Annotated in this window: 12 protein-coding genes; 8 read left to right on the top strand and 4 right to left on the bottom strand. The window is 46.8% G+C overall.

What is annotated here, in order from left to right; all coding sequences use genetic code 11:
• Window positions 1-64 precede the first annotated feature (64 nt).
• On the bottom strand, window positions 65-2,161 hold the full coding sequence (locus HUN04_22450) for an acetate--CoA ligase family protein (protein WDP92330.1): 2,097 nt from the start codon (window positions 2,159-2,161) through the stop codon (window positions 65-67).
• Window positions 2,161-2,562 carry a universal stress protein gene (locus HUN04_22445; protein ID WDP92329.1) on the bottom strand — a complete coding sequence of 134 codons (402 nt, stop codon included), beginning with the start codon at window positions 2,560-2,562 and terminating at the stop codon, window positions 2,161-2,163. Before HUN04_22445 ends, HUN04_22450 begins: the two co-directional genes overlap by 1 nt.
• 181 nt (window positions 2,563-2,743) lie before the next feature.
• Here HUN04_22445 and HUN04_22440 point away from each other — a divergent pair, with 181 nt between their 5' ends.
• The gene (locus HUN04_22440; GenBank protein ID WDP92328.1) at window positions 2,744-2,935 is read left to right on the top strand and encodes a hypothetical protein; all 192 of its coding nucleotides are present in this window, start codon (window positions 2,744-2,746) and stop codon (window positions 2,933-2,935) included.
• A gap of 96 nt (window positions 2,936-3,031) precedes the next feature.
• On the opposite strand, the gene HUN04_22435 is transcribed toward HUN04_22440, so the two are convergent.
• Entirely contained in the window at window positions 3,032-3,850 is an 819-nt protein-coding gene (locus tag HUN04_22435; protein ID WDP92327.1) for a 4Fe-4S binding protein, read from the bottom strand.
• Window positions 3,850-6,450 carry a molybdopterin-dependent oxidoreductase gene (locus tag HUN04_22430; protein ID WDP93375.1) on the bottom strand — a complete coding sequence of 867 codons (2,601 nt, stop codon included), beginning with the start codon at window positions 6,448-6,450 and terminating at the stop codon, window positions 3,850-3,852. The genes HUN04_22435 and HUN04_22430 overlap by 1 nt, the downstream gene beginning before the upstream one ends.
• 625 nt (window positions 6,451-7,075) lie before the next feature.
• Between HUN04_22430 and HUN04_22425 the strand changes: the two genes are divergently transcribed.
• From HUN04_22425 to HUN04_22395, 7 genes are all read left to right on the top strand, one after another.
• Complete coding sequence (locus tag HUN04_22425) at window positions 7,076-8,068, top strand: TRAP transporter substrate-binding protein (protein ID WDP93374.1); 993 nt, start codon at window positions 7,076-7,078, stop codon at window positions 8,066-8,068.
• A 134-nt stretch (window positions 8,069-8,202) separates the two neighbouring features.
• Window positions 8,203-8,682, top strand: coding sequence for a TRAP transporter small permease (locus HUN04_22420; GenBank protein ID WDP92326.1), 480 nt, complete (start codon window positions 8,203-8,205; stop codon window positions 8,680-8,682).
• 9 nt (window positions 8,683-8,691) lie between these two features.
• Window positions 8,692-10,005, top strand: a complete 1,314-nt coding sequence (locus HUN04_22415) for a TRAP transporter large permease (protein WDP92325.1) — start codon at window positions 8,692-8,694, stop codon at window positions 10,003-10,005.
• A 44-nt stretch (window positions 10,006-10,049) separates the two neighbouring features.
• A complete protein-coding gene (locus HUN04_22410; protein WDP92324.1) occupies window positions 10,050-10,661 on the top strand; it encodes a molybdenum cofactor guanylyltransferase in 612 nt (203 codons plus the stop codon).
• Between the two features lie 21 nt (window positions 10,662-10,682).
• On the top strand, window positions 10,683-11,630 hold the full coding sequence (locus HUN04_22405; protein WDP92323.1) for an AEC family transporter: 948 nt from the start codon (window positions 10,683-10,685) through the stop codon (window positions 11,628-11,630).
• Between the two features lie 513 nt (window positions 11,631-12,143).
• A complete protein-coding gene (locus tag HUN04_22400) occupies window positions 12,144-14,891 on the top strand; it encodes a pentapeptide repeat-containing protein (GenBank protein ID WDP92322.1) in 2,748 nt (915 codons plus the stop codon).
• 230 nt (window positions 14,892-15,121) lie between these two features.
• Entirely contained in the window at window positions 15,122-18,994 is a 3,873-nt protein-coding gene (locus HUN04_22395) for a hypothetical protein (protein WDP92321.1), read from the top strand.
• Window positions 18,995-19,522 lie beyond the last annotated feature (528 nt).

The raw sequence follows: 19,522 nt of genomic DNA, 5'->3' as shown, positions 1-19,522 counted from the left end.
TTACCGCGTATTGGGCAATGTTTTTTTTCAGGAATAAATTCAAGGATATACCGGGAGCCCTGGTTCAGTCCATGAGAATCCGGGCATCAACGGCATAGAGGGCGGCGCCCTCGCCCTTGACCGGATTGAGGTCAAGCTCCCTGATCCCGGGGAAATCCGTCACCAGCCTCGCCGTGCGGACCAGGCAGTCGGCCAGGGTCTCCGGGCAGACCCCGGCCTGTCCCCTCACCCCTTCCAGGATGGGATAGGACCGGATGCCCCGGATCATCTTTTCGGCCTCCCCGGGGGAGAGGGGAAATTCCGGTGTTGACAGGGAAAAGCGGACATCCTTGAGCACTTCGGCATGGATCCCCCCCAGCCCGAACATGATGAGCGAACCGAATTCCCCATCCCTGACCGCGCCGATGATGACTTCCAGGCCCCTGACCATCTCCTGGACCATCACCCCCCGGGCCCCGGGAAGGACCATGAGTTCATGCCAGGCCCCAAGGGCCTGGTCCATGGTGGTGATGTTCACCCGGACGCCGCCCAGATCGGTTTTGTGCAAAAGCCCCTCCACTTTCATGGCCAGGGGAAACCCGATGGCCCGGCAGGCAGCCTCAAGCTGGCCCGGCCCGGAGGCAACCTGCTGTCGGGGGAGGGTAAACCCGGCGGCATGGAGCACGGCTTTTGCCGCGGTGGAAGAGAGGGCGCCGGTCTGGTCGGAAAGCAGGTTTTCCAGGGCCTCCCGGTCATAGTCGGGAAGCTCCGCCCTCCCCCAATCCGGGCGGGGACGGTGGACCAAACGGCCCGCGGCCGCTCCGGCCGCCACCTCATCGAGGAAGTAAACCCGGCCCTGACGGGCCCATTCCTTTAATAAATCTTCACAGGTGGTGATGGAGGAGAGCACCGGCAGAATGGGAATGGGACAGCTCTTTTGTGCCGCGGCCACGGCATCGTAGATTTCACCGTTGTCCGATAAACCGGAGTTGCCGGAAATAAAAAAAATCATATCCAGGTGTCCGGCCTCTTTTTTCCCCAGCACCTCAAATACGGCCTGAAGCTGCCCCCCGGTCCTGGAGGGGAGGCAGTCAATGGGGTTCTCAAGGGCGGCCTGGGGGGGCAGCACCTGCCCGAGGGCGTCAAGGGTATTGCCGGAAAGCCTGGGAAGGGAGATGCCCTCCCGTTCAAGGGCATCGGCCAGCATCACCCCCGGCCCCCCGGCGTCGGTGACAATGCAGGCCCGGTTCCCCTGCGGCAGTCCGGACATGGCCATGAGGGCGCAGGTGGTTTCGATGAGTTCCGCCTTGCTCTTCACCCGGATGATTCCGGCCTTGTCCAGGAGGGCCTGGACCGTATGGTCTGCGGTGGCCATGGCCCCGGTGTGGCTGGCTGCGGCCCGGGCGCCGGCACCGGAGGCGCCGGATTTGATGCCTATGAGGGTGCACCCCTTCCGGATCAGGCTGCGGGCATGGGCCAGCAGTTTTCCGGGCTTGCCCACCGCTTCCAGGTAGAGCAGAATGATTTTGGCGCTCCGGGGGCCGTGGTTTCCATCCAGAAGGCCGAGCATGTCCTCCACACCCAGTTGGATGGAATTTCCCAGGTTGACCACATGGCTGAACCGGATTCCCCTGGCACCGGCCTGCTCCATGAGATAATCCACGGTGGCGCCGGACCCTGAAACCACATCCACGCATCCCGGCTGTAGCGGGGGGATGATGCCGGCAAACTTTCCCGAATAGGCCGGTGTGAGAAACCCCGAACAATTGGGCCCGACCACGGCCATGCCATGGGCCTCGGCCGTATGGAGAATCTGATCTTCCATTTTTTTCCCGGCTTCACCGGTCTCGCCGAACCCTGCGGTCAGGATAATGGCGGCCCTGTTCCCCTTTAGGGCAAGATGGTTCACCGCCCCGGGAACGGCCGGTGCGGGAATGGCGACAAGGGCCAGGTCCGGGGCTTCGGGCAGGGAGTCAATGTCCGGGAAGGCCGACAGGCCCATGATCCTGGACGATTTGGGATTCACCGGCCACAGCTGGCCACCGTAGCCCCCTTCCAGGATGTTTTTAAATACCCGTCCCCCTGGTTTTAATTCATTGTTGCTTGCCCCGATAACGGCAATGCTCTGGGGATAAAACAGACGTTTGAACACCCCGTCTGGCCGGTTACGCTCCTGTGACATCAGCTGTCTTTAAGGGTTATTACCCGGCAGGGTGCTTCCAGGATGATATACTGGGTATCTGATCCGAAAAAGAGCTTGCCCAGTTTGGAGCGTTTTCTAAAGGGCATGATGATTTCATCTATTTTGTTTTTTTCCGCATATTGCACCAGGGCTTCTCCAATGGGAAGTGAGGTGAGAACCAGTTGGGATTCGCATTTAACATTGTGGTTTTCAGCGGTTTCGGCCGCCTGTGTCTTCAGCCGTTTTGAGACATCTTCAATCACTTCTTCAGGTGTGTTTGACTGGTCTGAAATGGCGGAGACAAGTTCAATGGAGGCATCAAATGCTTTCGCATGGCTGAGCGCAAGATCCATGGCTGCGGAATCACCGGGGGTGTTTTTGCTGTATACCATAATTTTCATGCTGGAGTTTCTCCTTAAATATTTATATATTATAATGTTCTCTTGACATGGCGGAGATAAGCCTGATATGCCATACACAATACCACATTACATGCAAAATGCCATTTGTTTTTTATTATCAGATTTATATTCCTTAAATCCAGTCCCTTTTTAAAAACCCTAATAGTATAAGGAGGAGCCCATGAAAAGAATGACTGCAAAACAGATCGAGGTCGAGGCCGGGCGTATTTTCGGTGCAAAATGGAAAAATAGGGAAAAGGTCGGCACCCTCACGGAACAGCTCAGGGCCGCCATTGAGGCTGAAAAGGATCTGCCCGATAATAAACGGCAGATGGCCGAGTATATTATTGAGTGCGCCGGGGACCTGAATTAACCCCAACGCCTGGCAGCCGGTGCCAGGACGGCACCGGCTGCGGCATTGTTCAAAGGGGGATGTCAAATTGACATCCTGATTCCCATTCCTATCCATCTAAACCTGCATGGGAATATCCCCCAGGCTTAAATCCTTATCTGTTACAATATTCTTAATGGTCTTTTTTGCCCCGTCCTTTTCAATGTCCAGGGTAAAACTGCGGGCATCGCCGAGCTTGCGGAACCAGAAATCCCCGAAATTATCGGTGACGGCGGTGAAGGTTTCCCCGCTGTCATCATCGGTAAGGGAACAGGCGGCGCCGATGATCACCTCTTTTTCCACAGGATCGTACACCGTGCCCGCCACAAATTTTCTGGGCAGGTTTTTATAATAGACCCTGGATTGGGTCCCGGCCTCGGGGTTCAGGAACTCCGCATCCTTGATGAAGTCTGAAAACTCGGATTCCTCCCCGAACCTCAGGGCGTCGGTGGGGCACTGGTCCACGCATCTGGGGACCTCCCACTCATCGTCGTTGTCCAGAAGATGGCTGCACCCGGTGCATTTCTGGGCAATGTTCAGGTTTTCATTGAAATAAATGGCATCATGGGGGCAGGTATCCTTGCACAGCTTGCAGCCGGTGCATTTATCCGGGTGGATGAGAACCAGGCCGTCGCTGCGCTTTTCAATGGCGTCGTATGCACACTGCTCAATACAGGGGGCATCGTCGCAGTGGTGGCACATTTTAGGGATATAGGTCACCTTCACCTTGGGCACCTGGCCGCGCACCAGCTCGGTGATGCCGATCCAGAACTGGCCGGTGTCGGGCTGGGGCTTGGCATAGGGGCTCCAGTCATTGGCCACATGCTCGTCCTTGCAGGCAATCTGGCAGCAGTAGCAGCCGTTGCAGACGGATAAATCCAGATAAAAGGCTTTCATTATTTGGCACCTCCCTCAATCCACGCGTCAAATCTTAATCCGGCCGCAGGGTCATATTCCCGGTCAAAGGCCTCGGGGAAATCCCTGCGCCACTGGTCCATTTCCTTGCCGGACAGCCGCTGAACTTCGGCAAGATACCCCTGTACCACGTTGCCCACACAATTCTTGGATGTGATGGGGCTGGGGGTGATGGTGTTGATGGCACCGCCCCGTTCCACCTCGCCGATCTTGATGGGATCATGGCGGGCCCCGTGATCCACGGAAATGACGCCGGGCCGGATACGCTCGGTCACATAGGCCCCTGCCAGCACAATGCCCCGTTCATTATAAATTTTCACGATGTCCCCGTTTTTGATGCCCCGTTTGGCGGCTTCCGACGGATGCAGCCATACCGGTTCGTATTTATACCCGTCCGGGCCCAGAACCTTGCATGTGGGCGCTTCCCTCGTCCAGGTAATATCGTCGCACTGGGCATGGACCCGCCAGCGGCCGTGGTTGGACATCACCAGAAGGGGAAACATCTTTGCCCTGTGGCTGGACAGCCGTTCATCGTGGTAGTCGCTCTTTTCGATCCACTTGGGGATGGGGGGGCGTTCATTATCATCGGGAAATCGTTTGGCCAAACTTTCGGAATAAAATTCCAGCTTGCCCGTGGGCGTCCCCAGAGGATTTCTTTCCGGGTCTTCGTAAAATTTCCTGAATCCCGGGGGATCCTCTTCCCAGTCTTCGGCCGTATTATAAACCCAGTACCGTTTCTCGGATAGCTCCTCCCAGGAAACCAGGTCCTCGCCGCCCATGTACTCCCATACTTTCTTCTGCATATCGGCAATGGTTTTATTGTCCGTCAATTCCTCTTCCATGCCGAACTGCTTGCCAATTTCCACCACAATCTCAAAATCGCTTTTGGATTCGCCGATGGGTTCAATGGCCTTATCCGCGATCATAATATTGGGCTGCTGGGTGCCCTGGCGGATATTGGTGAGGATGTCATCCACCTCCATGAAGGTGTTTGCCGGCAGCACGATGTCGGCATAGAGACAGTCATTCTCAAACCAGGGATGCTGGGCCACGATGGTTTCCACCTGGGAATTCTGCATGGCCAGTTCGGTTTCGTTGCCGTAGTTCCAGCAGGTAATCCGGCAGGGGGTATCGGTCCAGATCATGCGGATATCCGTCCCCCCCTTTTCCTCTTCAATGGGAAAGGTATACTCGTTGAACTGATCCTGGACCAGGGCGTTCTGGGCGCCTGTGCCGCAGAACTTGATGGGGCCGTCACGGTTAATGGCATGCTGGATCAATGTTTTGGGGATCACCTGCTCCTGCCAAGCGGTCACCGAGGAGAAAACCGGCAGCGAGAGCCGTTCCTCAATTTCAGGATTCCAGAAAAAGGTCCCCCCCAGGCCTTCGGCCCTGGGCATGCCGAAATAGGTAAGCTGATGCTGGTGAACCCCGGGGCCGCCCAGGCCCTGCATACCGAGCAGGATACATTCCAGCCGGGCCGGTTCATGGGCAAAGGCCCCCCGGATCATTCCGCCGCCGAAATAATGGGCAATGGAGGTTGTCCTTTCGGCAAACTCCCGGGCCAATGCCTTGATGGTCCATTCGGGAACCCCGCATTTTTTGGACGCCCATTCAGGCGTCTTGGGCACCCCGTCCTCTTCTCCAAGGACATAGGACTGGACCTTGTCAAAGCCGACGGTGTGGGTTTCCACATACTCCTTGTTATAGGTCCCCTCCTTTATCCACATATAGATGATGGCCAGCTGAAGGGCCGCATCCGTGTTGGGCAGCACAGGAATCCATTTATCGGCATGGACGGCGGCCCCGTAGTTGAGATCCGGGCAGATGTAGACCTGTTTGATGCCCACCTCGGACCAGAAATAACAGAGACGGCTGGCAAACTGGCCGGTGAATCCCCAGGGGGTGGTTTCGGGATCACATCCCCAGAACAGCACCATGTCCGCATGCTCGGTGGTGTCCTTAACGATATTTGCGGCCGGATACATGATGCCCTGGGCCCCCTGGCCCCAGACATGCTTGGCCCCCCAGTACCATCCCTCCCAGGAATCAGGATTTCTCACCTGGAGGGTAAATCCCCCCAGATTATCCAGAAGCACCCCGGCATGGCCGTGGGGGGTATTGATGGTTTTGCATTCTCCGTGCCCGTCCCCCTGGAGCAGGACGGCGTTGTGCCCGTAAGTCTTGTGCACCCGCCGGATTTCGTCGGCCACAAGCTTTGCGGCTTCATCCCAGGAGATCCGGACAAATTTGCTCTTGCCGCGGTTCTGGGTATTCCGATCCCCCTTGGGGTCCCAGTCCACCCGTTTCATGGGATATTTGATCCTGTTGGGGGAATAGACCCGTTTTTTATAGGCCAGGGAAAAGGGCCCGGGCAGGGATTTCCAGGAAGGCGTTATGGACTTGCCGTCCCGTTTGATCTCCCATTGGCGCACATCTGCTTTGTCATATTTCCATCCATAACGCATGGGGCGGACCCGAACGATTTTTCCTTTCAACACGTCCACCATGCCCTCTGCACCGCCGCCGAAATAGCCGCCAAGTCCCAAAGACCTTAAAACAGTCTTGTCCTTTGTTTTAATGGGCTTCATTGACAATTGCCTCCTCATACCTTTGTATGGTTCTCACCTGGGATTCATACACATGAATCAATCGTTCACCTGAATACACCGGTCCGAATTTCAATACCGCCTCGTAAAACCTTAACTCTGCCAGGATTTTTCCGTCTTTGTGAAAATAGTGGTGTCAGCGTAAATCATCCGAGATGAAATTCAGAATTTATCTCCACCGACGAAAATAGATTACATCCATATTTTTATGCAAGATTACATGCAATTATCCGCTTGTCAACTTTTTTTCAAAAAAATCCATAATTTCCCCCATGCATTTTTTCCTTGACTTCCACAATCATTGTGAATAATGATGGAAAAAATTGGATGCCAAACAGCTCATTTACAATCCCTTAGATCAATCTTTTCACTATGTATTGATCTTAATTTTTTCAGGAGTCAGATTGTATGAAATATTGCATTATGACCACATAGCCGTTAACCAGACGATATAGAAAAATAATCAATAAGTCCGCAGCGTTACTTTTGATTTTGTTTTTTAACCGGGAAGATGGACGAAGGGGACCTGGTATTTCGTACGTCTTGCCACTAAATAACGGGAGGTTTACAGATGCAGACTAAGAGAATCATCACCTTTATGGCGCTGGCAGCAATTCTAGTGATCTTCGGGGGAGGGGCTGCGGTTCAGGCAAAGACGATAAAGCTGACCTACGCCAACTTTTTTCCGCCCTTCCACGGCCAGTCCATCCTGGCCGACTCCTGGTGCAAAGAGGTGGAGAAACGGACCAACGGCGCCGTCAAAATCGACTACTACCCGGGCAGCACCCTTGCCAAACCCCAGCAGATCTATGACGCCGTGGCCCAGGGCGTTGCGGACATCGGCATGACCGTTCTGGCCTATTCCCGCGGCCGTTTCCCGATTCTGGGCGCTGTGGACCTTCCCTTTGGCTACCCCGACGGCGTCACCGCCACCCGCGTGGCCAATGCCGTCCTGGAAAAATTCGATCCTGAAGAATTCAAGGACACCAAGGTGATGTTCCTCCATGCCCACGGCCCCGGATATATCAACACCGTTAAAGACCCCATCCACTCCCTCGAGGACCTGGCCGGCAAAAAAATTCGCTCCACGGGCATGAGCACCATACTGGTCAAGGCCCTTGGCGCCTCTCCCGTGGCCCAGAGCATGCGGGACGCCTACCAGAGCCTGCAGAAAAAAGTGGTGGACGGCTGTGCCCATCCCCTGGAAGCCAATAAGGGCTGGAAGCTGGGCGAAGTGGTCAAGTACTGCGTGGCTGAAAATTCGGTTGCCTATACCACGGCCATGATCGTCACCATGAACAAGGACAAATGGGCCATGCTCACCCCTGAGCAGCAAAAAGTCATCCTGGACATCAACAAGGAATGGCAGGTCAAACACGGCCAGGCCTGGGATGATATTGACAAGGCTGGCAAGGCCTTCTTCCTGGAAAAAGGCGGAGAAATCATCACCCTTGCCCCGGCCGAATCAAAACGGTGGAAGGCTGCGGTCCGCCCCGAGCTGATGAACTATGCCGAAAAATTAAATAAAAAAGGACTCAAGGGAACTGAAGTTGTAAATTTCATCATTGATACACTGGCTGCATCAAAATAGAGCCCCCTTCCGGCCCCAGGGCCGGATAACCCCATTTGGCACGGGCGGGGGCTCCGGAAACGGCAGACGCTTTCCGGAGCCCCCGCCCAGCCGAGTCAACCCCGGTTGCCACCTGCTTTTCTATAAGGATATTTATGAAAAAAATATGGGTACTCATGGATAAATTGCAGGAAAAAATGAAAGTGCTTGCCGCCATCTGCCTCATGGGAATGTGTGCGGTCACCTGTGCCGATGTTTTCCTCCGGGGGGCATTCAATATCCCCATTTACGGGTCTGAAGAAATTGTGGCCATATTCGCGACACTGGCCATTGCTTTGGCGCTGCCCTACTCCCATATCAAGGATGTTCACATCGGTGTTGAAATACTGGTGCGGCTGCTGTCAAAAACCGTTCAGGACAGATTGAAAATAGCTACCCTGACCTGTTCTCTGGCCATCATGGGAGTGCTCACCTGGCGTATGTTCATCTATGCCGGCTCCGTGGCCGAATCGGGCGAGCGGTCCATGAACCTTGAGCTTCCCATGCATTATCTGGTCTATGTGCTGGCCTTTTGTTTCCTGATTTTCGCTTTAATGATCTTAAGGGATATCACCGCCCGCTTTTTAAAGGAGTAAAAATACGATATGAGCCCCACCACCGTCGGTATCATCGGTATTGTGACCATGCTTGCCATTTTTATGACCAAGATGCCCGTGGCCTATGTGATGACCATGGTCGGCTTTATCGGTTTCGGTTACCTGATTTCCTTCTCCGGCAGCATGACCATGCTGCCCAGTAACTTTTACGACTCGTTCTCTTCCTATGAACTCACAACCATCCCCCTGTTTGTTCTCATGGGACAGCTGGCCTTTAACGGCGGCATCAGCCGGAAATTGTACAATACCGCATACAGCTTCCTGGGCAATGTCCAGGGCGGGCTGGCCATGGCAACGGTATCCACCTGCACCGCCTTTGGCGCGGTCTGCGGGTCCAGCCCGGCCACGGCAGCCACCATGGCCACGGTGGGGATGCCGGAAATGAAGCGGTTCGGATATGCCGACTCCCTTGCGGCAGGATCCGTGGCCTCGGGCGGGGGACTTGGGATGATCATGCCCCCCAGCGTGGTGCTGATCATCTACGGGATTCTGACGGAGCAGTCCATCGGGGCACTTTTTGTATCCGGAATTTTCCCGGCCTTTCTCATGACATTTCTCTTTATTATCTGTGTCTGGGCCACCTGTAAGCTGGATCCGACCCAGGGCCCCCGGGGGGAAAAATTCACCCTGTCCCAGAAGATCCGGGCCCTTGCCGGCCTGGCCGACACCCTGGTGGTCTTCCTCCTGGTCATGAGCGGGCTGTTCTACGGTTTTTTCACCCCGACCGAATCGGCAGCCGTGGGCGTCCTTGGGGTGCTCATCGTATCTGTCATGCGCCGGCAGCTGACCTGGAAGGCCTTTGTGAAATCCCTGTACGAAACCCTCCAGACCTCCACAATGATCATGTTCCTCATTGCCGGTGCCGTTATCTTCGGTAAATTCCTTGCCGTTACCCGGATTCCCTTTGAGGTAGCCACCTGGGTGGGCGGATTTGATCTTCCCCCCTTCATGATCATGGGCATTATCGTGCTGATCTATTTTGTGGGCGGATGCTTCATGGATTCGCTGGGACTGATCATGCTCACCATCCCCATATTCTATCCCATTGTTGTCAACCTGGGATACGACCCCATCTGGTTCGGGGTCATCATCGTGATGGTAACGGAAATGGGCGTTATCACCCCCCCTGTGGGAATTAACGTCTATGTGGTATACGGCGTATCCAGAAATGTGATCGGAGACATCTCCCTGGAATCCATTTTCAAAGGGATCCTCCCCTTCCTGCTGACCACCGCCGTGGGCATCGTCATCCTGATTCTCTTTCCCCAGATCATTCTGTTTCTGCCCAACCTGATGTATTGACAGGGGTAAACACGGAGCAACCGCTTACTACAGGTAATCATATTATGGCATATCCCTATACCGGCATCATCCTGGCAGGCGGGCTGAGCACCCGGCTCTCCGGCAGAAACAAAGCCTTTATTGAAATCAACGGTAAAAAGATTATAGACAACACCTATGGCATATTTAAGGCGCTTTTCCAGGAGATCATCCTGGTAACCAACACCCCTGAGCTGTACCGGGAATGGGATTTTAAAATTGTCTCTGATATTTACCAGGTCAGAAGTTCCATGACAGGACTGCATGCGGGCCTGTACCATGCCTCTTTTCCCTTTGCATTTGCCGTTGCCTGCGATTCCCCCTTTCTTGAGCCCCGGCTCATTGAAGCGGTGCTCTCCCACATTACCCCGGAAACCTATGTGGTGGTTCCCCAAATGCCCAAAGGATATGAGCCCCTATGCGCCGCATACTCGAAAAAATGCGTTAAAGACCTGGAGGACTGCCTTGAAAATGAAACCTACAGGATTGTTGAAATCTTTGACAGGGGGCCGACCATACGGATACCCGGGTCCCGGCTCAAATCATTCGATCCAGGCCTGCGTTCTTTTTTCAACATCAACACCCCCGGAGACCTGGAAAAAGCCAATGATGAACAAGACGCACTCTGTCCCCAATAATGCCATCAAAGATAAAGTATTATGACTGTTTTCTGGACAATTTTTGAATCGGTAGGTGTGCTTCTCGGCCTGGGCGCCCTTGGATTTTATATCATCGGAAGAAGGATCATGCCGGGAAACGTGCTGGGCTTTTTGTCCCCCCTGGCCCTGGATATTGCCCTGCCCTGCCTGATCTTTATCAGTATCATTAAAAATTTTACCCTGGAGGCCTTTCCCAATTGGTGGGCCATCCCCCTTTGGTGGATATTTTTCACCATCCTGGCCCTGGCCCTGAGTCTGGCAGGCATGCTCATCTCACAGCCCGGCACCCGACGTGAATTTGCCATCAGCCTATTCTACCAGAACGGTATATTCTTTCCCCTGGCCATTATTACCGGCCTTTTCGGCCAGGACAGTACCTTTCTGGTGATGCTTTTTCTCTTTATTTCATTTCACCCGGCCCTGTTTTTCAGTACCTACCGGTTTTTCTTCAACAACCGGACAAAGGAAGAGGTCAACTGGAAACGGATCATCCACCCGGCCCTTATCATGACCCTGGTTGCACTCATTATCCGGCTTTTGGGCGCCCAGCGCTTTATTCCCGGATTCATCACCACCCAATTTTCCCTCATCGGCGCCATGGCCCTTCCCTTGGTGATGATCATCCTGGGGGGTAATATCTTTATGGATTTCAAAGAAAAAGGAAGGATTCAGACAGGGGAAATTTTCAAATTCGTATTGGTAAAAAACTTTTTATTCCCCCTGTTTTTTTTGGGTGTACTATTGGTAATCAGACCATCCTATCCCATCGCCATGATCATCTTCCTCCAGAGCACGGTGCCGCCCATCACCGCCATACCCATCGTCACCCAGCGCCAGGGCGGTGATTTTGCCATCACCAACCAGTTCATTGTGGCCAGCTATCTGACCCTGCTTATCTCCATCCCCCTGATGTTTTCTCTTTTTTCCGCCTACTTTCCCGCGCCGTAATCGCGGTCCACGGCCGTTGGCAATCGGCTCCTCAAAAGCCGCTTACGCCCCCTCCCCGCCCAAGGCCTACACACCGGGGTTCAAACAGCATTATCTGACATTTCAAAATTACAACAAAAAATATGAAAAGGCGTCTATTGAATCGATTGGCTTTCTGAAAAACTAAGGCTGCTGTAAATTCTTTTCATTCTCCTGAAAAGGAAATTTAACAGGGCATTAAATTTACTCTTGCATTTCGCTGTTTGGGATGTTTAATCTTCAACAGTCTTGATTTTCGTAATTAATCCAGCCTGTCTTCATTTGGTTGGATAACATTCAAATTTTCAAGATATACGGTTAGTGGTTGGATAATAAGGGGATATACAGAACCACACATCATATTGTTCTCTTAAAAAGAATATGAGGTTTTTAAAAACAAAAATATAAAAAACGTATCATAATTTTGTGTGTACAGTTCAAAAAAGGATGGATATTCGTTATTAGTTAATATCAATTAAGCTTAGGGATTCTCAAGTGACAGATATATATAAATTAGGAGCTAATGAGCTTAAGATTACAAAACCGATTTCTGTTTGGAAAAGAGAAATTGATATACCAAGAGAACAACTATTTGCTGGGTTAGGTAAGATCGGTTTAAAGGGAATCTCGTTCGATTGGGCCGGTGTTGGTGAAGCTGCTATTGAAACGATTAATGGATCAGGTTTCGCAAAAAAACCAGGAGAAATTGCCTTTCTATTAATTTATAAATCACTTATCTCAACCATTTTTAATTTAGCTAAAGAATATGAGGATTTGTACGATGGCAAATTTGATAGTTCAACTTTTGAGAAAGTATCAGAAAAATTTGAAATCGAATTTGAAAAGATAGAAATTACAATTGATCGTAGCTTTTTTAATCGACCGGGTGAATCAGAATTTTTAAACAAAATAAGGCCACTACTAAAAAAATGGTTTATTGACTTTGGAGTCAAACAAAACGATGCTCATTTGATTTCAAATAGATTTAATGACTTTTTCGTTTTTGCTTTGAATGACGAATGGAACAATGATCAAAGATATCAATCTTTATTGGATTTTTATAGTACGCCATTTATAAAAGCTACTGATGAAAGTAGAGGGTGGCAACTATATAATCAATGGCTTAAAAAACAAATTAAAGATCGAATGTTTGCAGAACATTTTGGCCTTGAACAAATTTATATCCCTCTTAGGGGCTATCACGAAAGTAAGGTTGATGGGGACATCCTAACAGAAAAAATTGTTTTTGACCTTGAAACAGATTTTAATGAGTGGGTTAAAAATTTTTCTAAGAAGTCATGTATTCGTTTTCTAAGTGGAGGGCCGGGGTCTGGTAAATCATCATTTGCCAAAATTTTTGCTTATAGAATCGCAAATACCACCGATATTACAACAGTTTATATACCACTACATATATTTGACATAAATGTCACTTTAATTGATGGTATGGAAAAATTCGTTAAGTATAATAGGTTTATCCATCAAAATCCTTTAGACCCTAAAATAGGGAAGAAAAGACTTTTGATAATTTTTGATGGTTTAGATGAAATTGCACTTCAAGGCAAAGCAGCTCAGGATAGAGCTAATTCTTTTGTAGAGGAAATTTTACTTCGCATACCTGATGGAAACAAACAAGGTTTCAAACATCAAGTGCTAATCACAGGACGTCCTATAGCAATACAGTCAATTTACAATCAGCTTACTCAGGAAAAACAAATTACGCATATTCTGCCTTATTATTTCGAGAGAAAAGACCATCATGCTGGCCCCTTAAAATTGCTTAAATTGGATCAACGAGCATTGTGGTGGAAAAATTATGGGAGATTAACAAAAAAAAATTTTACTTCTGTACCAGATGAAATCTCAGAAATATCCATTGATGAAGTAACTGCCCAACCCCTTTTAAATTATTTAGTTGCACTAACTTATATTAGTGGACAGGTTACTTTCTCTAAAGACACCAACCTAAATGAAATTTATAGAGGTTTGATTAAAGAGGTATATGAGCGACAATATGAAAGTGGTCGTAAAACTGTTGGAGAACTAAAGGAAAATCAATTTGTTAGAGTTTTAGAAGAAATAGCGTTAACCATGTGGAAAAACGGTGAACGACGAGCTCACATCTCAAATATCTTGGAGCATTGTGATAATAAAAAAGTAAAAAAACACATTCAAATATTCAAAGAAGGGGCTAAAGCAGGCATTACAAGACTACTCACAGCCTTTTATTTTAGACAAAGTGACTATAAGATTCACGGAAACGATACATTTGAATTTACCCATAAGAGTTTTTCTGAATATTTGGTCTCAAAAAGATTATGTCGTTTTTTAAGGGATGTTCAATATGAGTTCGATTTATGCGATGACGACCCAACCAGAAAATTTGAGATAGAAGGAATTCTCAAAAAATGGTTAAGTTTTTATTCTCAAACCACTTTAGATTCAGACATTCTCAAATACCTAAAAAACGAATTTAAACTCATAGAAGTGGGGAACTTGATAAAATATCAGAAATCAATAAGTAAATTGATCTCTTATGTTATTAATCATGGTTTACCTATAATAGCCATGTCAGAAGATTTGCACTTTAATGATCTAATAAAATTATTTAAAAATTCAGGAGAGGCACTTTTAGCAGTCCATTTCACTTTAGCTTCAATTACAAAAAAAATCAGTGACTTTGAAATAATATCATCCTCGGCATTCGGTAATTGGATGAACCTACTCAGAACCCAAAGAGCAGAGAGTAAAAACACAATTGGTTTTCAGTCTCTTGGATATATAGACCTTCAAAATCAAAACATTGCTTTTCAGGATTTTTATGGAGCAATGCTATCTCATACAAATCTTGAGCGAACGAATCTCATGGAAGCAAATATGGTAGAAGCTATATTAACTGAAGCAAACCTTAAAAAGGCGAACCTAACAAGAGTGAAAATGGATAGGGCAAATCTTAGCAAAACCGACCTCTCTCAGGCAAGCCTCAATAAAGCAAGCCTCATGGAGGCATCTCTCCCAGATGCTATTCTCAAAAAGGCAGATCTCCGTAAAGCTAATTTACGTTATGCTAATCTAGTAAGGGCTGACCTATCAATGGCGAACCTTGAGGAAGCAAACCTTGAAGGTGCAATTCTTATTGGTGCAAATCTCACTGATACAAACTTTAGTGAGGCAAATCTTCGAGGGGCTTCCATGGACGCGGCAAATGCCCTTGGTGCGAATATGGCTGGGGCGAAACGATAGTTTGTTGGTAGAAAAGGTGAAGAAAAGTGGTCAGGTCTTTATTTGACCCTTGAAGGAAAATTCAACAATCAACATGCACCGGGTTTCACCGGTGATGTTGTAAGTTCTTTTTTGGGAGTGTGGAATAAGGCTGATTAAATTTTGGAAAGCCTGTATTCCCTTGATATTATGCATGATCGCATTTTGGCAATCCACAGCCGTTTTTCAGAAATGATAATGGATCTATATATATGAAAAAGAAAAAACAAAGTAAAAATCGACAAAAAAAACATGAGAAACGTAAAAAAAGCAGTGCGATCAAAAAAAAGAAAGCTATACAACAAAAACAAAATAGAGCAAGGAAGAATGCTTCCATAAGTCCGGATCATAATCAGGAAATGATCGATTTTCCAAATGCTTCATTTAGTGGGGAGTCTATCGACGATAGTTTGAAGGAACCTAATATTGAACTAAAAAAGCTTTTTTCAAAATATAATGCAACGGACATCTGGCTATCGCTTGGTGTTTCTGAACTGTGGCTACCCAATATAGGAAGCCCTGTAAAGCACTGGTTCGCATTAACAACATTTGCTTCAATGGGCTCTGATCAATTTAACCCAAAAGTAAAAATAGATTCTTACGCCAACTTCAAAGAGTTTATTGAAAAGGTGTATGAGGTTCTGCCGAGTTTTATTATGCTTGAGGATTACCTCCCAGAACCAGATTGGGGGGATATAAAAACACTAATACAAGGAACGCCATCTAATATTTTTTATGGTGGTCCTGTAGAGCGAATTGTTGATTTTGTTGAAGCCTTTAAAATATGTAGTAGTTCGTATGAAAATGCTATAGCCGATCTTGTTATAGCTCAGAAAATTCAAGATTATGTAATTTCAAACATTAACAGGAAAGATATTGGAAATATAGCAGGTATCTCACCTGGAGACATTTCAACACCATCAGAGTCTTTTTGGCAGCAATGTTATACTTCTTTAGCAACAACTAAAGATAACTTCTGCGATAATTGGAAACTTACCCCTGATTTGATAATTAAGCAGGGTGCAGTCAATTCTGTAAAAAACATGACGGAATTCAGTGATTTAGTTATGACTGGGGGAGTGTTACCCGCAATTTTTATTGACATTGCTGGTGAGTTGTATCCCGTATCTTTGCGGTCCGCTTTGTCTGTGGTCGTTCAATTTTGGTCTGATCGTATAGATCCTAAGAATAGCAATATCGATATCACAGTAATTCGAAATATAGCACAATATTTAAAGCAACGAATGGATAAACGGAAAATCTTTACAGATCCATTTAAGCTTTTATCAAAAAATTCTCAACTTCCTTATACTTTTGCATCTGTAATTTTTTTTGAATCATGGATTGAGTTCGTTGTAGTAATTCATGAAAAACAACTAACTTCTTTGGTTCAGATTGAGCGGGATGTAAAAAAGTTAATATTGGGTGGCGGGGAGTGGGGCGTTCTTGTCAAAGAGTCAAACCAAGCACTCAAACTTTGTACATCAGGAGCTGTTAAAGACGTTCGCATTTTAGCTGTTGCAGTTTCAACCTCCTTAGATACACGATTTCACGAGCCTCCGAAGTTAGAATTATCGAAAATTGTTTTTCTTAATGATTTTGTAACATTATTTGATTCAATAAAAGATTTTTCAGAGCTCAGTCGTTTTTGGGACTATGTTGATGAAAGCAAAAATTTGATGCTGCCAATGTCTGGTCTTAGTGACAAGTTAGGATCTTTCCGCAACACTAACGAGATTTTGATTGATGGGGCAATAAACCCAGATATGCTCTTTTTAGATCCTCATACAGGATCTAATTGGCGCTATGAAGAACTAAGTGAGTTTTGGAAGAAAGCTCCTGTAAGCTTACCATATGGTGAGAAATATAACTGGACTATTATTGATTCAGAAAACCATCGTTTGAAATGTTTAACTACAAAATGCGGGTATTGGTATTCGTGGTACACTTCGATAGGGCAATGTGGAATTCATTTCCTTTTTCGAATAGAGGTAGATCTATATGATGAAACAAATAATCGCACTCTTGGACTTTTTGCTCATTGTCTTGCAGACTCCATATCTGAAAGAGCAGATTTAATTAATGAAGTTCCAATTTTTAAGAATAAAAGCATTGTTACTAAGTGTTTTCCGAATAAAGACGCTTTAATCTCAGAAGAAGGCGAAAATGGGACCGGAGATTATAGGAAAGAACTGTTTTCAAATTGGAGGGTAATAGATAAAAAGGATATGGTTGAGGTGTCTGTCGATGTGAATTTGTCTATGGTTTTCTCAAAACTGAAAAAACCTTTAGATGCATCCTTTGAGTCCTACTCCCTGATACAATGGCTCTCAAATGTTTCAAAAAGAATCGATCAAACCATTGATGATCAAGTCACTCTTTCTTTAGAAAAAACGAAAAATAGGCAGCACAGATTTTCTCTGACAACTGTTCAAAGAGAGGTCGATGCCCCAGACCATGCTAATCCAATTATTCCCGAAGATAGGCATTATAAAGGAGCTCGGAAAGATTTGGCAATAGTCTTAAAAGAGCAAGGGCTTAAACCTGGACGATTTGAATTAAAAGAAGCAAAGAAAATGATTGACTCTTCAAGAGATTCCTATAGAAAATTCATCCATCGAAAAATAGATCGATTTGAAAGAGATTCAATAATACAAATTTCTATAGAACTGATAGACTCCCACACTGCAAAATACCACGAAAAAATCAATCGATTAAGACATAGCCTTGAGCACGAGGTCGATTATGATAGAAGACAAGAACTATGGGAGACGAAAGATAATTATATCAAAGATACCAGGAATTTGCGCTACCTTCTGGAGTGCTCTGCAAGTTTGCAAACTTCTGGGGCAATAAACCCCACCCCCGATGATGTAGTTAAATTGATGGCAAATATTGATTGGTTATTTGTTCTATACTTAGCAAGTGATATTCTTCACAACGACTTGGAAGTTGCAGGGCTTGATATCAATGATTTTTATATCCCAGAAGTATTTTATTCTGAAAATCGGGAGGAGAAGGAACGTGCATTTGCATTAGAAATGTCTGAAGCTGAATTAGGGCTTGGATTGAATGAAAAAGATGAAGCAAATTTTATACGAAGCGTAAAAGAGGTTCAATCTACTCTTGATGATGCTTATATAAAGGACACAGGCTTCACTTTTACACATTTTTTTGAAGCACATTATGTATTATCTCATTGGCAAACTACGAGGGGAAAGTCTGATTTGGCTTTTCGCTATACAGCCAAGCCGAATGACATTATTAATGAGTTAGTCCGTGCAATAGATAATTTGGATAAGAAAAATGCGGAAAAACTTGTTTCTTTTATGACTCTTGACCCTCAAAAAATACGTCGTCTAATCAATAAAGATACAGTCGAATCTGATGTACCTGTTTGGGAACACAGAAAACGTGGTCATAGATATGCGATTCGCCCATTAGTCCCAACTCAAGACGGTATGAATCTTTCATGGGGCCCCACATTCGTAAATAAATCATTGAGTATATGGAAGGGCCAAATAGTTAATGGGTATTTACCTGCTGATTTTCAATGGGAAAACATTAAAATTGCAATTAGAAATATTAAAAAAGAAATAGAATCATCCCTTGAAACTAAAACTTATGAAGTTTGCTCAAGATTCGCCACGTATATTGAAAGCGGCATTGATTTTAAGAGACGTTTCCCAAAAGAAAGATTTGAAGACGTTGGTGATTACGACGTTTTAGCGTACTATCCCGATAAAAATAAATGGCTATTGATTGAGTGTAAATATAATCAACCGCCGTTTTGTATAAAGGATGCCAGAAGACTTCGAGAGCGTATTTTTGGTAGGGGATTCAAACGCGGTCAATTTGCCAAAATTGAACGTAGGCGTAAATTTGTTGAAGAAAACTTTGATAGGGTACGGACATTATTGAAATGGCCTAAGGCTGATTCAGATAGTTCTCTATCAATTGTTGAAATTTATGTGAGCCGGGATATTTACTGGTGGATGCGGTACCCTCCCTATGAAGTTTTGTCGCATTTCGTTCGTATTGATGCTTTGGAACATTGGTTGGAAAAAAACATAAAACTGTCCTAAAAAGAAATGGTCTCATTGTTTTTTGATTTCCGTTTATGTACGAGATGCCGCCTGGTGATCAGGACCTATGGCGTCGTTTACAAGAAAATACCTGTCCATCGCAACAATCTGTCATGACTGAAATTATTGACAATTTTGATGTTATCTTATTAGGTTTTCGAGCGGTACTTTTAAATTGTTTCCCAACCATGCTCTTGCTACGGGTCGCAAAAAGCGCGACCGCAGAAGAGCAGTGTTAAGAGTGTTGACTATGACTATGAAAAAACTCTATTGTTCCGAAAAACCCCATGAGCACTGGCGTTTCTATTGTTGGGGGTCGGAATTTTACCAATCCCCTTCAAGTTTTTACTGGAAATAAATTCCAACCCAATGGGTGGTCCCATTGTCGGAAATTTTTCCAAAATATCCCAGGGGAATGGACAAAGGGATAAAATTTTTCAGAAATGTTCTGAAAAACGCCCGCACCGGGGGCATGTGTACTTGATCTGTTATTGGTGAGGGGCGCTGAACTTCAAATAGCCCGGTTCA

Origin of the sequence: Desulfobacter sp. (assembly GCA_028768525.1) — a bacterium.
In the GTDB taxonomy this organism is placed as follows: Bacteria; Desulfobacterota; Desulfobacteria; order Desulfobacterales; family Desulfobacteraceae; genus Desulfobacter.
This window is presented reverse-complemented; position numbering and strand designations above follow the sequence as displayed.

What these genes read in the sequence shown, in the direction of transcription:
- HUN04_22425 (WDP93374.1), top strand. Translation starts at nt 7,076, where the DNA reads ATGGCGCTGGCAGCAATTCTAGTGATCTTCGGGGGAGGGGCTGCGGTT.
- HUN04_22405 (WDP92323.1), top strand. Translation starts at nt 10,683, where the DNA reads ATGACTGTTTTCTGGACAATTTTTGAATCGGTAGGTGTGCTTCTCGGC.
- HUN04_22450 (WDP92330.1), bottom strand. Translation starts at nt 2,161, where the DNA reads ATGTCACAGGAGCGTAACCGGCCAGACGGGGTGTTCAAACGTCTGTTT.
- HUN04_22440 (WDP92328.1), top strand. Translation starts at nt 2,744, where the DNA reads ATGAAAAGAATGACTGCAAAACAGATCGAGGTCGAGGCCGGGCGTATT.
- HUN04_22395 (WDP92321.1), top strand. Translation starts at nt 15,122, where the DNA reads ATGAAAAAGAAAAAACAAAGTAAAAATCGACAAAAAAAACATGAGAAA.
- HUN04_22410 (WDP92324.1), top strand. Translation starts at nt 10,050, where the DNA reads ATGGCATATCCCTATACCGGCATCATCCTGGCAGGCGGGCTGAGCACC.
- HUN04_22415 (WDP92325.1), top strand. Translation starts at nt 8,692, where the DNA reads ATGAGCCCCACCACCGTCGGTATCATCGGTATTGTGACCATGCTTGCC.
- HUN04_22445 (WDP92329.1), bottom strand. Translation starts at nt 2,562, where the DNA reads ATGAAAATTATGGTATACAGCAAAAACACCCCCGGTGATTCCGCAGCC.
- HUN04_22420 (WDP92326.1), top strand. Translation starts at nt 8,203, where the DNA reads ATGAAAAAAATATGGGTACTCATGGATAAATTGCAGGAAAAAATGAAA.
- HUN04_22435 (WDP92327.1), bottom strand. Translation starts at nt 3,850, where the DNA reads ATGAAAGCCTTTTATCTGGATTTATCCGTCTGCAACGGCTGCTACTGC.